Annotated in this window: 11 protein-coding genes; 4 read left to right on the forward strand and 7 right to left on the reverse strand. The window is 56.6% G+C overall.

Translation table 11 applies throughout. From position 1 onward, the window contains the following. Window positions 1–49: 49 nt before the first annotated feature. Together HB393_RS10245 and HB393_RS10250 are read left to right on the forward strand one after the other, a co-directional pair. Complete coding sequence (locus HB393_RS10245) at window positions 50–1030, forward strand: hypothetical protein (RefSeq protein WP_213805064.1); 981 nt, start codon at window positions 50–52, stop codon at window positions 1028–1030. Window positions 1031–1108: 78 nt separating this feature from the next. Beyond that, the gene (locus tag HB393_RS10250) at window positions 1109–2212 is read left to right on the forward strand and encodes a carboxylate-amine ligase (protein WP_213805065.1); all 1104 of its coding nucleotides are present in this window, start codon (window positions 1109–1111) and stop codon (window positions 2210–2212) included. 6 nt (window positions 2213–2218) lie between these two features. On the opposite strand, the gene HB393_RS10255 is transcribed toward HB393_RS10250, so the two are convergent. Further along, the gene (locus HB393_RS10255) at window positions 2219–3328 is read right to left on the reverse strand and encodes a VWA domain-containing protein (RefSeq protein ID WP_213805066.1); all 1110 of its coding nucleotides are present in this window, start codon (window positions 3326–3328) and stop codon (window positions 2219–2221) included. 159 nt (window positions 3329–3487) lie between these two features. On the opposite strand from HB393_RS10255, the gene HB393_RS10260 reads away from it, so the two are divergent. Then, window positions 3488–4570: an aminopeptidase gene (locus tag HB393_RS10260; protein WP_213805067.1), complete on the forward strand. Its 1083-nt coding sequence runs from the start codon at window positions 3488–3490 to the stop codon at window positions 4568–4570. A 46-nt stretch (window positions 4571–4616) separates the two neighbouring features. Here the strand turns inward: HB393_RS10260 and HB393_RS10265 are convergent, their stop codons facing one another. The 3 genes from HB393_RS10265 to HB393_RS10275 all read right to left on the reverse strand — a co-directional run bounded on the left by HB393_RS10265 (window position 4617) and on the right by HB393_RS10275 (window position 9592). Then, complete coding sequence (locus tag HB393_RS10265) at window positions 4617–5963, reverse strand: MFS transporter (protein WP_255550964.1); 1347 nt, start codon at window positions 5961–5963, stop codon at window positions 4617–4619. Between the two features lie 301 nt (window positions 5964–6264). Next, window positions 6265–7338 (reverse strand): LacI family DNA-binding transcriptional regulator, encoded by a 1074-nt coding sequence (locus HB393_RS10270; RefSeq protein WP_213805068.1) that lies wholly within the window; start codon window positions 7336–7338, stop codon window positions 6265–6267. A gap of 40 nt (window positions 7339–7378) precedes the next feature. Beyond that, on the reverse strand, window positions 7379–9592 hold the full coding sequence (locus tag HB393_RS10275) for a glycoside hydrolase family 3 C-terminal domain-containing protein (protein WP_213805069.1): 2214 nt from the start codon (window positions 9590–9592) through the stop codon (window positions 7379–7381). 291 nt (window positions 9593–9883) lie between these two features. On the opposite strand from HB393_RS10275, the gene HB393_RS10280 reads away from it, so the two are divergent. Continuing rightward, the gene (locus tag HB393_RS10280) at window positions 9884–12292 is read left to right on the forward strand and encodes a glycoside hydrolase family 31 protein (RefSeq protein ID WP_213805070.1); all 2409 of its coding nucleotides are present in this window, start codon (window positions 9884–9886) and stop codon (window positions 12290–12292) included. A gap of 17 nt (window positions 12293–12309) precedes the next feature. On the opposite strand, the gene HB393_RS10285 is transcribed toward HB393_RS10280, so the two are convergent. The 3 genes from HB393_RS10285 to HB393_RS10295 are packed head-to-tail and all read right to left on the reverse strand — an operon-like array spanning window position 12310 to window position 16876. Beyond that, window positions 12310–13656, reverse strand: coding sequence for an O-antigen ligase family protein (locus HB393_RS10285; RefSeq protein WP_213805071.1), 1347 nt, complete (start codon window positions 13654–13656; stop codon window positions 12310–12312). Between the two features lie 28 nt (window positions 13657–13684). Next, window positions 13685–14575, reverse strand: a complete 891-nt coding sequence (locus tag HB393_RS10290) for a polysaccharide biosynthesis/export family protein (RefSeq protein WP_213805072.1) — start codon at window positions 14573–14575, stop codon at window positions 13685–13687. Further along, window positions 14576–16876: a polysaccharide biosynthesis tyrosine autokinase gene (locus tag HB393_RS10295; protein ID WP_213805073.1), complete on the reverse strand. Its 2301-nt coding sequence runs from the start codon at window positions 16874–16876 to the stop codon at window positions 14576–14578. Window positions 16877–17020 lie beyond the last annotated feature (144 nt).

Genomic DNA, 17020 nt, shown 5'->3' on the forward strand with positions numbered 1-17020 from the left:
TTCGACGAAGATACGTGGCAGCGTGGCAGTCCTCACACGGAGGTACTACTTGAAAAAGATCGGCGTCCTGTTCGGCATGGAGAACACCTTTCCAAGCGCCCTGGTAGACAAGATCAACTCGCTAGAACTCAACGATATTTGCGCGGAGTTCGTACACTTGGGTGGAGTCACCATGGCGGAGCCCTCGGGCTATGCGGTGATCGTCGATCGCATCTCGCACGATATGCCGTTCTACCGTGCTTATCTTAAGAACGCTGTTCTTACCGGTACGCAGGTGATTAATAATCCATTCTGGTGGTCGGCTGACGATAAGTTTTTCAACTATGCCCTGGCGTCCAAGCTGGGGGTTGCGGTGCCGCGGACTGTCTTGCTTCCGCATAAAGAGTATCCGCCGCAGATCAATACAAAGTCGCTTCGCAACCTGGAGTTTCCTTTGGATTGGGACGCTATCTTCGACTACATCCAGTTTCCGGCCTTCCTCAAGCCCCATGACGGAGGGGGATGGCGCGATGTCTTCCATGTCCACAACCGTGAAGAGTTTTTTGTGGCTTACGACCAGACTCGCGATCTTTGCATGACGCTTCAAGCGGCGGTCAACTTCAAAGAGTACTTTCGGTGTTACGTAATTGGCCAGACGCAGGTCCACATCATGCCGTACGATCCGCGCCGTCCTCATGAGAGCCGCTATGTCCTCGATGCTCCGCCCTACGATAAGAAGCTGCTCAAACGGGTCGAGAAGGATGCACTGACGCTGTGCCGGGCTCTGGGCTATGACCTGAACACGGTGGAGTTCGCTGTGGAGGATGGGATTCCTTATGCCATCGACTTTATGAATCCCGCCCCGGATGCGGATCTTCATTCTGTTGGTGAGGCTAACTTCAAATGGATCGTGGATGCAGTGGCCAAGTTGGCTGTTGAGAAGGCTCAGAGTCCGAAGACGCCTGAGCTTCGTTGGGCTGCTTTTCTTGGTGTAGGGAATGAGGTCGCCGCGCCTGCGTCTGCGGTCAAGAAGGCTGCAAAGAAAAAGTAGTACGAAACCTCCGGCCTCGTTTTATTCATTTCATTCGCATTGATCCGTGTTAGGTTGTTCATCTCGACTGAGGGCACAATGCGTCCGTCCTTTACACTAGGCATCGAAGAGGAGTACCAGACGATCGATCCGGAGACCCGCGATCTTCGCTCGCATATTGCGACGGAGATGCTGGCCAAGGGCAAGCTTCGCCTGGAAGAGCGGGTGAAGGCGGAGATGCACCAGTCGGTCATCGAGGTAGGCACACGCATCTGCCAGAACATCCAGGAGGCAAAGGAGGATCTCTTCGATCTGCGCCGCAACATGGTGCGGCTTGCAGAGGAGCATCATCTCGTCCTGGTCGCGGGAGCTACGCATCCTTTTGCAGACTGGCGTGTGCAGGAGATTTATCCCGATCCCCGGTATGCGCAGGTGGTCGAAGATCTTCAGCTTGTGGCGCGGGCTAACCTGATCTTTGGGTTGCATGTCCATGTCGGGATTGAAGACCGCGAAGCGGCGATTCGCATCATGAACTCGCTGCGGTATTTTCTTCCTCATATTCTGGCGCTTTCGACTAACTCACCGTTCTGGCTTGGCATGGAGACGGGTTACAAGAGCTATCGCGCGAAGGTCTTTGAGAACTTTCCGCGGACGAATCTTCCGGATAGCTTCAGCAGCTACTCGGAGTTTGAGAACTACGTCGCGCTGCTGATCAAAACCAACTGCATCGACAATGCAAAGAAGATCTGGTGGGACGTTCGGCCGCATCCCTTCTTCAATACGGTGGAGGTTCGGATCTGCGATATTCCGCTGACCGCGCAGGAGACGATCGCGATCGCCGCGCTGATCCAGGCGACGGCGTGCAAGCTGTGGCATCTCCACTCCTGCAACCAGGACTTTCGACAGTACTCGCGGGCTCTGCTGATGGAGAATAAGTTTCGCGCGGTTCGCTACGGCCTGGATGGCAAGATGATCGACTTTGGAAAGCAGCAGGAAGTTCCGGCTCGCGACCTCATCCTTGAGTATCTGGACTTTGTTAAGGACACGGTGGAGGAGCTGGGGAGTCAGAAGGAGATCGCCTATATCCACACCATGCTTGAACAGGGTTCGGGCGCTGATCGTCAGTTGAAGGTCTTTCGCGAGACGAACGACCTGAAGGCCGTGGTCGACTATATGGCCTCTGAGACTAAAGCTGGACTCTAGCCAGGCTTAGGGCTTTGGCGCTGTGGCTGCCTCTTCATCGACCCAATAGCCGTTGCGCGCTGTTACGGTTACGCCCTTGTATTCGCTTAGGGTTACTCCGATGGCGTGCAGACCGGCGTGCGGTGCTTGCGGATGAAAGCTCAGTACGTAGCGGTTCGACATGTGGTTGGAGATTCTGGTTAGATCGCGCTCGAGGCCTTTGAGATCGCTGAATTTGAAGTACTCGCCTCCGCTTACTCGCGCTACGGTCTCGGGGACGTTCTGGCGGAATCCGTTTCTTGCGGCGATCGCTGCCATCTTCGCCAGACGCAACGGGGGTGCGAGCAGGCTCAGGCAGTCATAGGCTTGCGTTGCTTTGTTCCTCTTCGCCGCTGGATCTGCGTTGGGATCGTCGGCCATGCATCCGCCCGGGGGCCCAGGCTCGCTGCTGCCCAGCATCTCGCCTGTCTCATGCTTCATCTGGGAGCGCGTGCTGGAGAAGCCGAGGCTGTAGATGGCGGTGTTGGTGTCGCTGATGGTTCGCAGGGCTTCGTCGGCCTTCAGGTGGCTGCCGTGGTCGATGGTCTCGCTGATGAGCAGGATCGCGCGGCGGTACTGCGGGGGTTGTTTGGCGAGTATCTCGACGGCGAGGCCCAGGCCGTCGAAGATTGCGCCGCCGGCGTCTCCTTCGGCCATTCTCTCGATGGTGGAGCTGACCTTGTCCAGATCCTGGGTGAAGTTTTGCGAGACTCCGGCTTCGCTGTCGAATTCGACTACGGCTACCTTGTGGGGCACTCCACCTACTACGGCTTCGATCAATGGGCCCAGCCCGCGGTATTTGTCCATCTGAGGTACCGCGGATCCGCCGGTCTCGATGACTACGACCAGGGCCAGCGGCTCTCCGCCGGTGTCCTCTTCGAGGGAGATCTTCTGTTCCACGCCGTCGTCTGTGACGACAAAGTCCTTTGCCTGCAATGTGAAGACGGGCTCGCCCGCCTTCGTCGTAACGAGCGCGGGCACCAGCACCAGCGTTGTGCGCGAGGTGAGGGTGGGGGTCTGCGGCTCCTGTGGCGGCGGGTTCTGCGCAAAGAGTGCCGGTACCCACAAAAGCAATGCTGAAGCGAGAAGCTTGCGCATGAACACCTCCAGATAAGTCTAACGTCCTCTATGACAACCCGGCAGCTACGACTTTTGCCGCAGGCTTATGACACCAACGGGCCTCTCTGAGGTCACGTTTCTTCCTATCGACAACTGCACCAAACGTTTACTCTAGAAGCATATTGGAGTAACCGAACCATGACATCCATCGTCGATCAGGAAGCACTCCAGGCAGGTGAATCCCAGTCCGAGGCCCTTCGCAACACCCCTTTCCCCACTGATTTCATTCCCGGTGCGCGCAATGCTGTGACTACTTGTCTGCGTATTCAGCCGCACGAGAAGGTTACCCTTATCACCGACCAGAAGTGTTTGGCGATCGCGGCTTCGCTGGCCTCTGAGCTCGACCGCATTGGCTGTACCTGGAACGCTTTCGTTCTTGAAAATATTGCTCCGCGGCCGCTTGCTGGAATGCCTGTGGAGGTTTTGGCGGATATGGAGTCCTCGGGCGTCAGCATCTTTGCGGTGGAGGTTCAGCCCAATGAGCTTCGCAGCAGGATGGAGATGACCGATGTCGTCAATCGCCGGCGCATGCGCCATGCCCATATGGTCAACATTACCGCCGAGATTATGACCCAGGGGATGCGGGCTGACTTTCTTGCCGTCGACAGTCTGAGTCAGGCTGTGCTCGATCGCGTCCGTCAGGCCACGTATGTTCGCGCTACTACGCCTGCTGGCACGGATATTCATGCGGAGCTCTCTCCCGACTATCGGTGGTTCAAGACGTCGGGCATTATCAGCCCTGAAAAGTGGGGAAATTTGCCGGGTGGGGAGTGCTTTACCTCGCCGCTTGAAGTGAACGGCGTGTTCGTTGTGGATGGAGTTGTTGGCGACTTCCTGTGCGCACGCTACGGGATCCTTCGTGAGACGCCGCTTACGATCCATATCGAAGGCAATCGAATCACGAAGATCTCTTCCAAGAACAAGGATCTTGAGCGCGACTTCTGGGCCTATACCCATACCGACGAGAACTCGGACCGGGTTGGGGAGTTCGCCATTGGGACTAACATCGGCGTTGATCATGTCATCGGAAATATTCTTCAGGACGAGAAGTTTCCGGGCATCCACATTGCTTTTGGAGATCCCTATGGAGCTCATACGGGAGCGCCCTGGAAGTCTTCTACTCACATCGATGTTGTGGGGCTGGAGTTCAATATCTGGCTTGGCAATGCAGCTGGGGAAGAACAGATCATGCGGGACGGCCAGTTCGTCATCGACGCATAACTTCGTTGCGGTTGCATCTGGAATGCAGATGCAACCGCCCGAAGATTTAGATGATTGAGGAAGACTGAGCCAAGCTTCCATCCACTGCAATGTCGCCGCTATATCGATCGGACAGGTATTTGACTGGCGCGAGGAGCGTAACGAGCAGCCCCATGCAGGTGACGGCGGCGATGTAATGCGCCGGTCCCATTCGATTGAGGTGGACGAGCCATGAGACAAAGAGTGGGGTCACTCCGCCGAAGATGGCGTAGGCGATGTTGTAGGAGAAGGAGACTCCGCTGAAACGAACGGGCGCCGGAAATGCGCGAACCATCAGAATGGGTGTCAAAGTGACGGCCCCTGCCCCGATTCCGGCCAGTATGTAGAGCGGCAGCAGCGCGGAGGGCATGCGGAGGGCTCCGTAGTAGAGACCGTAGGTTGCGACGATCAACAAGAGCATCATCGGAACGGCCACGCGGCGTATCCCGAAGCGGTCTGTCGCGACACCCACTGCCAGTGCGGAGACACAGAGTCCTGCTGTACCGCCCAAGTTTGCTAATTGTGTTGCAAATGGCGGCAGTCCGAAGGATTTTTGCAGTAGCGCCGGAGTCATCAGGATCACGACGACAATTGCTGCCGTAAGCGTCCAGGTACTTAGAATCGATGCAAGCACTGCCAGTCCGTGGCTTTTCAGGACGGTGCGCAGTGGAAGATCGCGGGAGACGGCTGCGCGCATTCTAATTTGCTCAAATACAGGGGTTTCCTGGAGCCAGCGGCGGAGGAACATTGCGATGAAGCCGAATATTCCACCGATCACGAAAGGGACCCGCCAGTAGCCGTCGATCATTTGGGCCTGGGTGAACTTCAGATTCATGCCAGTCGCAACCAACGAACCGAGCAGGATACCGCAGGTCAGTCCGCTGGTGAGCAGACCCACTGCGAGTCCGACCCTGCCGCGCTCCGCATGTTCGGCGACGAAGACCCAGCCACCAGGGGCTTCGCCTCCGATGGCGATTCCCTGGAGAATGCGCATCGCAAGTAGAAGCAGCGGGGCGGCTACGCCGATTGAGCTGTAGGTGGGCAAGAACCCGATCAGCAGGGTAGGAATCGCCATGAGCAGAACGCTGAGTGTGAACATGCGCTTGCGGCCCTGCTTGTCGCCGAAGTGCGCCATCACAACTCCACCTAAGGGACGAGCGAGATAACCGGCTGCGAAGAGACCGAAGGTCTGGGTCTGACGCACCCAATCCGGAAGGCTCGCAGCGAAGAATACTTTGCCGATTACGGTGGTGAAGAAGACAAAGATTACAAAGTCGTAGAACTCAAGCGCACCACCAAGCGACGCGAGGGCAAGCGTGCGAGCCTCTGAAGCTGTCGAAGGAGGATTCGATAGGGGGGAGTAATTTTTCATCATGGCTTCTTTCAAAGAAATCTGACTTTTGCCGGTTGGCCGCACCGCTCGAAGGCAGTCCGACTCTGCATCTCCCGTTACATCCGATCGTCGTCCCTGGAACCAACTGGAGGATGAATGGATGTACGGCGAAGGCTCAGCTAGTAGCACTCTTGCATTAGAGACACCTTTATGGCGTTTTTATTCCAAAGAAATATCTTCATTTTTCATTTTTTCTATCATTTTTCTATGACGTTTTTGGAGCGCAGGTTGAGATCCACGAGGTTAGGGTGGACCATTTCGTTGCGGAGTTTGGTTCAGGTCTTTATTCGACGGGCGGCTTTTGGCGAGTGGATTTTCGCTGTTGTCGCACTAGGCCGGTCGATTCCCGGATCATCAGTTCGGGTTCGAACATGATGGTGTCGGGATAAGGCTCGTGTGGATGCTGAATGCGTTTTACGAGCAGTTGCGCGGCCATCTCACCCATTCTGCGCAGTGGCTGGCGGATGGTGGTCAGGCTTGGCGTGTGATAGGCGGCGCTGGAGATATCGTCGAAGCCGACGACGGAGATATCCTGCGGGCAGCGCAGACCGGCATCGACGATGGCACGAATGGCGCCGATGGCGGCGATATCGTTGAAACAAAAGATCGCAGTGAAGTCGCGGCGCGAGGCCAGGAGATCGCGGACGACGGGATATCCAAGCTCGGGAGACCAGGAGTTTGTCCTGATGTGGACGCATAGCTCCGGGCGTATGCGGATGCCGATCTTTTCTGCGAACTGAAGGATGCTCTGCCAGCGGGACTCGGAGTCGAGGGCGTGAGGTTGACCCTTCATAAAGGCGATATCCCGGTGTCCGAGGTCGTAAAGATGCTGTAGAGCAAGCTGGGCGGAGTGGTCGTGGTCGAGCATGGCATTGCAGACGCCGCGCATCTTTTTGTGACCGGAGATGGAGACCACGGGGACGTCGAGTGGTGCGCGCAGCAACGTGTTTACCAGGAGAAAGCCGTCGACGGCGCGCTCTGTGAGCAGGCGGGGATACTCGTCGATGAGATCGGGTCTTCCCTGGTGGCTGACGACGAGGTGCAGGTAGCCGGTCTGGAGAAGGTGCTCTTCCACCCCATTCATGACCATGGTGAAGTAGCCTTCACTGAACTCCGGCACAATGACGCCGATGGTGAAGGTCTGGCGGGTGCGAAGCGAGCGCGCGAGAAAATTGGGCTTATACTCGAACTTCTTTGCCGCCGCGAGGACGCGCTCCCGCGTTTTGAGCGCGATGCTCTTCGCGCCTGGCGCATTGTTCACCACCAGAGAGACGGTTGCAGGGGAGAGACCGAGATGTTCGGCCAGGGTCTTAAGGCTGATGGGGCGATCTTGATTCTGAGATATCGGTCGCTTCATGGGATGGGATAGTTCTACCACTCCGAAGATGCTATCGACATCAGCGAATTTGTGTCACTCCCTTAAGTAACGCTGTGTCGGATGCACCACCTACCGCGATTCTGTACTCTCCCGGCAGCAGCTTCCACTGGTTAGCGGGGACATCGAAGATGGAGATGTAAGCCGGGTTGAGGGGCAGGGAGATGAGCTTCGATTCGCCTGCCGCGAGGGGAATACGCTGCCACGCGGCGAGGCGTTGGAAAGGCTCTTCGGAGCTTGCGGGAAGCGTTACATAGAGCTGAGCGATCTCGGCGCCGGGGAGCTTTCCGGTGTTGGTGAGGCGGAACTGGACGCTACGTTTTTCAGCGTCGATCCTGAGGTTTGAGTATTGAAATGTCGTGTAGGAGAGGCCGTGTCCGAAGGCGAAGAGGGGTTGCCGGTGCTTTATCTCAAACCAGCGATAGCCTACGGCGACGCCCTCGGGGTAGGTCATGTCAAAGCCGGTATGCGTATCTTCACTAAGCTCTCGCCGTGGCTTGTTATCTTCGGTCATGCCGGCGATGCGGGGCTGCGGCAGATCCGCGTCCTGCTTTGCGAAGGTGATGGGCAGCTTGCCGGACGGGTTCACCACGCCGAAGAGCAGGTCCGCGATGGCCTCTCCGCCGCCGATCCCTGGATACCATGCGGCAAGTACGCCGCTGACATTGCCGATCCAGGGCATGGAGACTGGACCTCCGGTTTCGAGCACGACGATGGTATGGGAATTGGCCGCCGCGACTGCCTGAATGAGCGCGTCCTGGGCGTCGGGCAGGGAGAGGGTCGGCGAGTCTACCGACTCGGACATGTATTGGGTTACGAAGACGATGGCCAGATCGCTCGAACGGGCTAGTTGTGCGGCTTCCGCGGGTTGTTCGCCTGATGCGTACTTCACAGCGACGTGGGGAGCGAGTCTTTGAATCGCCTTCAAGGGCGAGGAAGGGAAGTAGACCGGCTTGCCCCAGAGCGCGGAGCCTTGTTCTGGAGCGATGGCGTTGCCGCCGGGTGCGTCGACCTGCGCGGAGCCTCCTCCGGAGAGCACTCCGACGTCGGCGTGGCCTCCGATTACGGCGATGGTGTGAAGGGTAGCGGGATTGAGTGGAAGCTGGTGGCCCGCGTTCTTGAGGAGCACGATGCTCTCTTCGGCGATGTGACGGGAGTCGTCCTTGCCGCGAAAGGGATCGACCACGCTACGAACAGGAGGATGGTCCACGACGCCGGCGGCGAACATACTGCGCAGGATGCGGCGATTCATATCGTCGAGGCGATCCATCGAGACTTTGCCGGTTGCGACTGCTTGTTTGAGGGGAGCTCCGAAGAAGTCGTCTCCGGGTAGTTCCTGATCGAGGCCGCCGTTTGCAGCCTGGACGGTGCTATGGGTGGCCTCCCAATCGGAGAGGACCCAGCCTTTGAAGCCGAAGTCTTTCTTCAGCACTTGATTCAGGAGGTAGTCGTTCTCGCAGGCGTGAGCGCCGTTGACCAGGTTGTAGGAGCACATGACGCCAGCGGGGTGGGCGAGCTTGATGGCGATCTCGAAGGCGAGCAGATCGGTCTCGCGCATGGTGCGCTTGTCCATCTGCACGTTGACGACGCTGCGGCCGGTCTCCTGGTCGTTGAAGGCGAAGTGCTTGATGTCTCCCATGACCTGTTGCGACTGCACGCCGAGCGCCAGTTGTCCGACGATATTGCCGGCTAGCACCGGGTCTTCGCCTACATATTCGAAGTTCCGGCCGTTGCGGGGTTCGCGGGTGAGGTCGACTCCGCCGCCGATGGACATATTGAAGCCTTGCGCCCGCAACTCGCGGCCTATGACCTCTCCGTAGAGGTGTGCCGCACTCTCGTCCCAGGTGGCGGCGAGCGCCATGGCGGAGGGGAGCAGGGTGGCATAGCGGCTTTCGGGAGCGGCCATGCGGACTCCTACGGCGGAGTCCGCGAGATTGATATCGGGGACGCCGAGCCTTTCGATCCCGGGGACGTAGCCGGCTCCCATGTTCGAACGAGGCGGTACGGGGGCTCCCTTACGCAGCACGCCCCAGCCCGTTCCGTGTACCAGGCTTAACTTTTCTTCGAGTGTCATTTTTTCCAATACCATCTCGGCGCGACGGTCGGCGGACAAGGTGATGTCCATCCAGGGCATCTTTGCGGGCGCAGGGGCCGATTGGGCAAAGGCGGTGGTCCAGGTAAGGCAGATGGCAGCCGATATGACTGTCACAAGACGAGCAGGGAAGATATCTTTCATTGCCTAGTCCAAATCTCGCGGCGCTTGCTTTAGTAGGCTGCGTCCGCTGGAAAGAGGTTGTCTTTGATGACTGCGCGTTGTTGCGCCGTCGCTCTACTCTACGTCGCGGCGCACTGAGTTGTGAAGCCGTATGAAAAATATAAATCGATATAGTAATGGAGAATTGATAGCTATACAGACTAACCGCGTGCAGTTTAGAGTACCGAGACAAGCTTCCAATTGTGACGGCATCGGCTCTGGGGGATGTCCGCAAACATCCTTCGGCGAAACATAGAAAGAGATAATGACCGCATGAATGTATCGAAGACCCTTGCCCTCCCTGGCTGGACCCTTTATCGCCACTCCGTTGTTGCTGGCTTGCTTGGGATGCTCGCTGTGTTGCCGGTCGCATATGCCCAGGAGCTTCGCTTGAGCCGTGCCGAGGCGACGGTGCTGGTGGAGCCCTATGCTCCGAATGTCGTTCGCGTCAGCATCAGCCTGCGCAAGGAGGACGCGCTTGCTGCACCGGGGTATGGCATCACGGCTGCCCCGGCGGCTAAGGGCTGGAGCGTCGAACAGGGCAAGTCGGGCGATGTGCTGCGATCTTCGCGGATGATCGTTACGGTTGCGCCGGAGGGTGGAAGATCCGTCCGCACGGGCACGGCGGCTGATATTGCTAAGTTCTTCAATGGATCGACGCCTGGGGTAGGGATCTCGATTACTACTCCGGAAGGCGCTTCGCTTCTGCAGATGCATGGCTGGCAGATGTCCGTGCCCAACCACAAGGACGGCAACGCCGACATTCTGTACGACCGCCGCCCTACGGATCCGCCTTTCTTTCAGGTCGGCGCTACCTTCGCTTCGCCGCCGGACGAGCACTACTACGGTCTGGGCCAGAACCAGGAGGGATTTCTGGACCGCCGCGGGCATGTGCTGCGGTGCGCACATGACTATAACGCTCCGTCGGGGCAGAGCGTCTGTGTTCCGTTCGTGGTTACGAACAAGGGCTATGGAATTCTCTGGGACAATCCCTCGGCTACGACGGTGGCCTTTGGATTCAACGACTCCACGCGCTGGACCTCGGATGTCGGGCAGCGGGTCTCGTTCTTTGTCATCGCTGGTGCGACCTATGACGAGGTTTACACGGGCTATCGGCTGCTGACGGGGGATACTCCCATGCTGCCTAAGTCCGCCTATGGCTACATTCAATGCAAGCAGCGCTATACCAGCCAGGAGGAGTTACTGGCTGTAGCGAAGGGCTATCGCGACCGCCATCTGCCTATCGACGATCTGGTGATCGACTGGTTCCACTACACGAAGATGGGTGAGATGGATATGGATCCCTCCAAATGGCCTGATCCTGCCGGGATGAACCGGCAACTCCATGCGATGAACTTTCATACGATGATCAGCGTGTGGCCGCGTTTCGTACCCGAGTCGCGCTTCTACGATACGGTTTTGAAGAACGGATGGTTTGAGAAGCTTGCCGATGGCACACCTACCAATGGTCTGCCCTATGATCGTGCTGGATCGGACATTGATACCACCAACCCCGATGCTGCGAGATGGTACTGGAACGTCGTGAAAGAGAACTATGTGAGTAAGGGTTTCGATGCGTTCTGGGCCGACGAGACTGAACCAGATCTACCTCCGAACGGAAGTTACTTCCATGTCGGTCCTGGGACGCAATACTTCAACGTATATCCGCTCTTTCACACTGCAGCCTTCTATAACGGCTTCCGCAAAGATCTGCAGACTAGGGCGCTTATCCTGGCGCGCGATTCCTACATCGGCGCGCAGCATAATGGCACGATCTTCTGGTCGTCGGATATCAGTGGGAACTGGGATACGCTCAAGCGGCAGGTCCCAACTGGAATCAACTTCGTAGCCTCGGGGATGCCCTATTGGAGCACCGATATTGGTGGCTGGCAGTATCTTCCGTCTACCCACACCCCGGAGCGTGCGCCCTTGCTGGACCCCTCCGATGCACGAGATAACGTTGGGCACTACGATGACTATCCGGAGCTCTACGTTCGCTGGTTCGAGTATGGTGCGTTTCAGCCGAACTTTCGTAGCCATGGCAGCCGTCCGCAGAATGAGGTGTGGTCTTACGGTAAAGAGGCAGAGCCGATTCTGGCGAAGTACCTTCGGCTTCGCTACCAGCTTATGCCGTATCTCTACACGCTGGGCCACATGTCGCATGAGACGGGAGCACCCTTCATGCGCGGCCTATTCATGGATTTTGGCGATGATCCGAAGGTCGCGAACATTGGAGACGAGTATATGTTTGGGCCGTCGCTTCTGATTGCGCCGGTGACGGAACAGGGGCGAACGACACGCGAGGTCTATCTGCCGGCCGGAACTGACTGGTACAACTTCTGGACGAATGAGCGGCTGCAAGGTGGCCAAAGGGTCACTGTGAACGCACCGATCGATACCATTCCGGTCTTCGTGCGTGCCGGCTCTATCCTGCCGCTGGGTTCGGTTGTGGAGAGCACAAATGAGGTACAGAAGATCGCAACTCTGCGGGTCTTTCCTGGGAAGGATGCGGACTTCGATCTCTATAGCGACGATGGAACCACTTATGACTATGAGAGAGGCAGATCGGAGTTGACACACATTCATTGGTCCGACGCCGCCAAGAAACTGACGCATACAGGCGCAAGACTGAATGTGGTCTCGGAGCAGAGTCTAGTCGACGTTGTAGGAGTAGCGCGCTAAGTGATGGTGAAGCTGTATCAGCGAAGCTGGGATGCCAGCAGGCGTTTTCGTTCCAGTTTCAAACCTACGCAGGCGATTACAAACATCAGCGAGCCAAGATGCTTGGGCTCGAAGAGGAAGCTTTCGTCCAGGTTGTAGATGAGAGTGAGGATAACGATGATGAGATACCACTCCACTGCTCGAAGCAGGCCTTCGTCTCGGGAACCTAAGAGGCAACTCAACCCGTCGCGGAAGGCAAAGCCGAAGATGAGGAGCACGAGGGCGAGCCCTATGACGCCCATCTCCAAAGTTACGTCCAGGAATCCGTTCTGTGCTTGTCCTAAGGCCCACGTTACAGTGAGGATGATGCGATAGGACTCGCCTTTGAACCCAAGCCAGAACGCCTGATATCCATAGCCTAGTAAGGGCCGTTTGGCGATCGAGCCGAGGACGGCGTCCCATATCTCGGTGCGGCCGGTCAGGGTTACATCTTTTCCCAACAGGCTGAACAGGAATGTGGGCTCGAGGACGATCATTGCAATGACAGAGCCGAAGATCACCGCGAATACGATGAAGGTGACGAAGTAGTCTTTCTTGCGAAAGCCGCGAAGGATATTCGTCACTACCGCATAAGCGATGTAGACCGCAGTCAGCATATAGCTGGTTGCGGCCCTGGAGAAAGCGATGGCGACTAAGCAAAAGAAGATCTGCGAGAGGCGTAGGGATCGAAAGAACGAGGTGCGAGGACGGTACGCTACGGCCACGGTCAGGAAGAACAACGCCATGTTGCCGAGATAGTTCTTCGCGCTGAAGATGCCTTTCCAGGCGCTGGAATGGCCGCCCATCAGGTCTCGACCGTACTGGGGCAGACCGAGCGCAAACAAGATGCTTGCGACGATCGTACCGGTACCGAGGACGAGGAAGATCTCCATCACCTCGTTGAAGGTGTATCGAGACATGATGTAGAGCATCAGAAAGATGCCCCCCAACAAGACGGTGCCGGAGCTGATCGTTCTTGTAACCTGCTGCGATACGGGTGCGAGAAGAATCGCGACTATGGGAAAGATCGTTATCAGCCTGACCTTGAGGCTGAGCCTGCGGATCGACTCATGTCTGCGAATGACGAAAAACATGCAGGCGGCAAAGATCAGGATATTGCCGAGGCGATCTATGATAGCTCCTCCCGCCGAGCTGGTCATCACAGCCCGCATGGCGGTTCCCCCGTTTACGAAGGGAGATACGCCGTCGAGGGCGAAGTAGAGCAGCGGAGCCAGGAGGCCCCAGGTGGAAGCGCGGCCCCAGAACTCATCTGTTGCTTCGGTCTTACTTGCTGGCCGTCTATGCTCGCCGGCTATGGGCGGTCTAAGAATTTGCGCGGTTGCCAAATTAGACTCCTCGTTGGTAGTAGAAGGTCTAATGCGTATATACGACAGCCGAGGTGGCCGATGCCAGGATCGATTGACCGTTCACAACAACGTTGCGCATAAAGCTGAAGGGAACATAGATCACGTCATCCGGCTTCAAAGCTATGTCCGCCTTTTGGCCTTTCTGCATCGCGTTCACTGGAAGATCGATCTCTTCAACTCCACCTGGAGTTTTGCGGACCAGCTTCGACTTGCTTACCGCTGCGGTATGATTCGCGGAGCCAGCAAGCGAGATGGCCTGCAGTACGGTCATCTGCGAGTTATTGGTGTTTACGGGATAGCCACCAGGCTTCAAGACGTCGCCGAGAACATAGACAACTGCAACCTTGGGTACGATCACCGTATCGCCCGGGTAGACCATTGGATCGTCATCCAGAGCGGTTCCGGCGGTGTTGGAGTAGTAGTAGTCGAACTTCTTATCTGGGTCGCCGTGACGCTCAATTGTTATGTGCCGATCTGCGGCGTCGGTTAGACCTCCGGCGAGGGCCAGTACTTCGATTACTTTGCGGCGAGTATCTGTTTCGTAGAGCCCAGGTTTTATTACCTGTCCCATCACTGCTACGTTTTGAGTGGCGTATAGATCTACTCTCACCGTCACCTGCGGGTGCAACATGATGGCTGAAGCGATCAGGCTGCGTTCGATCTCTTTTGCAGCCTGTCCCGGTGTCATGTTGCTTACTTTTACGTTGCCCAGGAAGCTGAGCGGGATATCGCCGGAATCGGTGACGCGGGCGCGTTGCTCCATCTCTGGCGTGTCATAGACCTGGATGTGTAACGTATCGCCAGGTCCGATCAGTAAGGTCTCCTTCTGGGCTAGCGAACTCTGGGTTACGGAAAAAACAAAGAAGGATAGAGCGAAAATTAGAGTTAGCTTCTTCATTTAGGTCCTCACAGATTCTTTTCCTAGATACTCATAAAATACATGGCCGGCCGCTGGCTGTTCGCGCACTCCATTGACCAAGACATTGATTTTACGGTTCCTCTCAGACGGTACAGATTCCAACATCTGGTAGCTCCGCTCAAGTGCAGAGAGGGGTGTCTTTTGATGGCGGGCAATGAGAAGAACTGAGTCGACGAACGAGCTTAGAACAACCGAATCCGTCACCGGCAGTACGGGGGCAGTATCCAGAAGGACTAAGTCATACTGTGACTCCCATCCCTTCAGTAGTATCGCCATCATGTCCGACGACAGGAGCTCCGCAGGATATGGCGGAATAGGTCCAGCGGGCATCAGATAGAAGCCAGGAACCTCGGGCACGGGAATGACGGCAGAGGCTCCATAGTCGTCCGAGAGCCCAGTCAGAACTGTGCTCAATCCAGTCTCCACATTGATCTGCAGATCCCGATGCAGACGCGGTCTGCGGAGGTCGGCATCGCACAGTAGAACGCGCTTTCCCTGTTGTGCAAACAGAATGGCGAGATTCCAGCTTATGAAGCTTTTACCTTCTCCTGCCAACGGACTTGTAACCATGATCAAGCGTGGAGGCGAGCCGCTTCTGGATAGCAGCAGGGAAGTTCGCAGCGAGCGAAGGGACTCCACGAAGATAGAGCGAGGGCTGTCCAGAGTTGGCAGCCTCACGATTGGAGAGTTGGCCACAGGATTGGACTTTGCAGGGAGACCCGAATACTCCTTCTGGTATGGAAGTACGCAGAGCGGCATCTCACCAAGGCCGCGTGAGATCTCACGTACGTCTTGAATCTTCGCGTCCGTTACATCACGCAGCAGCGCAGCGGCAGCACCGAAGAACAAGCCTCCCGCAATCGCTCCGATCAGGTAGAGCAACGTCACGGGCTTAGCTGGTTTGTCGGCGGCCCGACCGGGGTCGACGATCGAGATATTCGTCGAGCGGAGTCCAGCTAACAGTCCCGACTCTTTCAGGTGACGTAAGAGATCGTCATACAACGAGCGGCTCTGTTCGGCTTCCTGTTTGACCATCTGATATTCGATGGTCTTGTTGTTGAGCATCTCAGCCTGACTTCGGTCAGCCTCGAAGTCTTTGCGGGTATTCAGCTCTGTCTGCTCAGCGACGACAAAGTCGTTGCGTGCGCGCTCTGCGACTCGACCTACTTCCGCATGGATCGCTCCCTTTACCGCATTCAGATTGCCGCGTAGCTCGGAGAGTTTCGGGTAAGAGGCTCCAAACTTCGCTGAGAGCTCATCCAACTGACCTTGTAAGTTGGCCTCCTGCAGTCGAAGGTTTTGAATCAGTGTTAGTGAGCTGCCGATTCCCGAAGAAGAGCTTGCCAGGATGGTATTTCCGCTCAATCCCGAGATCATCTCAGGGTCGCCGGTCTTCACGACGTCGTAGATCGCGCCCTTCAGGATGCGATTTGATTTTGCCTGTGACATCGCCTGCGTTGCCATCTGCAACTTGTCGAGCGTTGGGCTGTAGACCTGGTCTTTTCCTTCTCTATCGACCTCTCCCAGAGCGAAGACGCCGGAGTCCTGGCGCAATTTGACGACCTTCGACTGCAACTCTTGCGTCTGAGCGCGCAGATCTCCAAGCTGCTCGTTCAACCATGTCGAAGCTTGTGTCGTTGCGTCATAGCGTGCCTGAAAGCCGCTTTCGATCAGGGCTTGCAGCATGTGGTTCACAACTGCCGCTGCCAATTGGGGATCGGGGCTCAGATACTCCACGTCGATGAGACGGGTTCCATCGACTACTTTTACGGTTACCTTGCTGTGAAAGGTAGTTAGAACTCTCATTCGGCGATGAGGGGAGTTCTCGAGAGTCGCTCCTTTGGGGTCTGGCTTTCCTTTTTGGCTTAGCAAGCCAAAGACCCAACTGATGGGACTCCACTTCTCCTTGTAGTCATCCGTCTGCTCAAGGTGAAGCTCGTTGATCACGCGAAGCGCGAGCGAGTCCGATGCCAGGATTTTGGCCTGCGTCTGCAGGACCATGTTCTCTTCAAGAGCGTCGGAGGGAGCATCCGCGCCGGCAGTCTGCAGGCCAAGGGAGCTGATGGAATCTTTTTGTACCTGAATCTCCCCGACCGACTTGTAGCGTCGCGTTGACACCATCAATGCGAGGATCGCGAGCAGAAGGAAGACGGCGACGCTGCTATAGATGATGATACGGCGCCGCCACAACATCATCCATATCTCACGAAGTGTGAGTTCCGGCGTCGATGGGCCGACCGAGATAACGGTATTCGAAGATTGAAGTGCGAGCTTATCCATATGGGCCTTCCTTTAAGGTGAATAGAGAGTTGGTGGCAGGAGGCTAAGGATCAGGTTCGGCAAAAGTATTTCAAGGTCATGATTCCGTTATAAAAATTTTATCTTCCCTTAAGTCATACGAGCTAAATGTAAGAAGGTGATTTA

The organism is Granulicella sp. dw_53 (genome assembly GCF_018449545.1).
Classification (GTDB): Bacteria; Acidobacteriota; Terriglobia; order Terriglobales; family Acidobacteriaceae; genus Edaphobacter.

Coding starts and splice junctions, on each gene's coding strand:
- HB393_RS10250 (WP_213805065.1), top strand. CDS start 1,109: ATGCGTCCGTCCTTTACACTAGGCATCGAAGAGGAGTACCAGACGATC.
- HB393_RS10255 (WP_213805066.1), bottom strand. CDS start 3,328: ATGCGCAAGCTTCTCGCTTCAGCATTGCTTTTGTGGGTACCGGCACTC.
- HB393_RS10260 (WP_213805067.1), top strand. CDS start 3,488: ATGACATCCATCGTCGATCAGGAAGCACTCCAGGCAGGTGAATCCCAG.
- HB393_RS10265 (WP_255550964.1), bottom strand. CDS start 5,963: ATGATGAAAAATTACTCCCCCCTATCGAATCCTCCTTCGACAGCTTCA.
- HB393_RS10270 (WP_213805068.1), bottom strand. CDS start 7,338: ATGAAGCGACCGATATCTCAGAATCAAGATCGCCCCATCAGCCTTAAG.
- HB393_RS10275 (WP_213805069.1), bottom strand. CDS start 9,592: ATGAAAGATATCTTCCCTGCTCGTCTTGTGACAGTCATATCGGCTGCC.
- HB393_RS10280 (WP_213805070.1), top strand. CDS start 9,884: ATGAATGTATCGAAGACCCTTGCCCTCCCTGGCTGGACCCTTTATCGC.
- HB393_RS10290 (WP_213805072.1), bottom strand. CDS start 14,575: ATGAAGAAGCTAACTCTAATTTTCGCTCTATCCTTCTTTGTTTTTTCC.
- HB393_RS10295 (WP_213805073.1), bottom strand. CDS start 16,876: ATGGATAAGCTCGCACTTCAATCTTCGAATACCGTTATCTCGGTCGGC.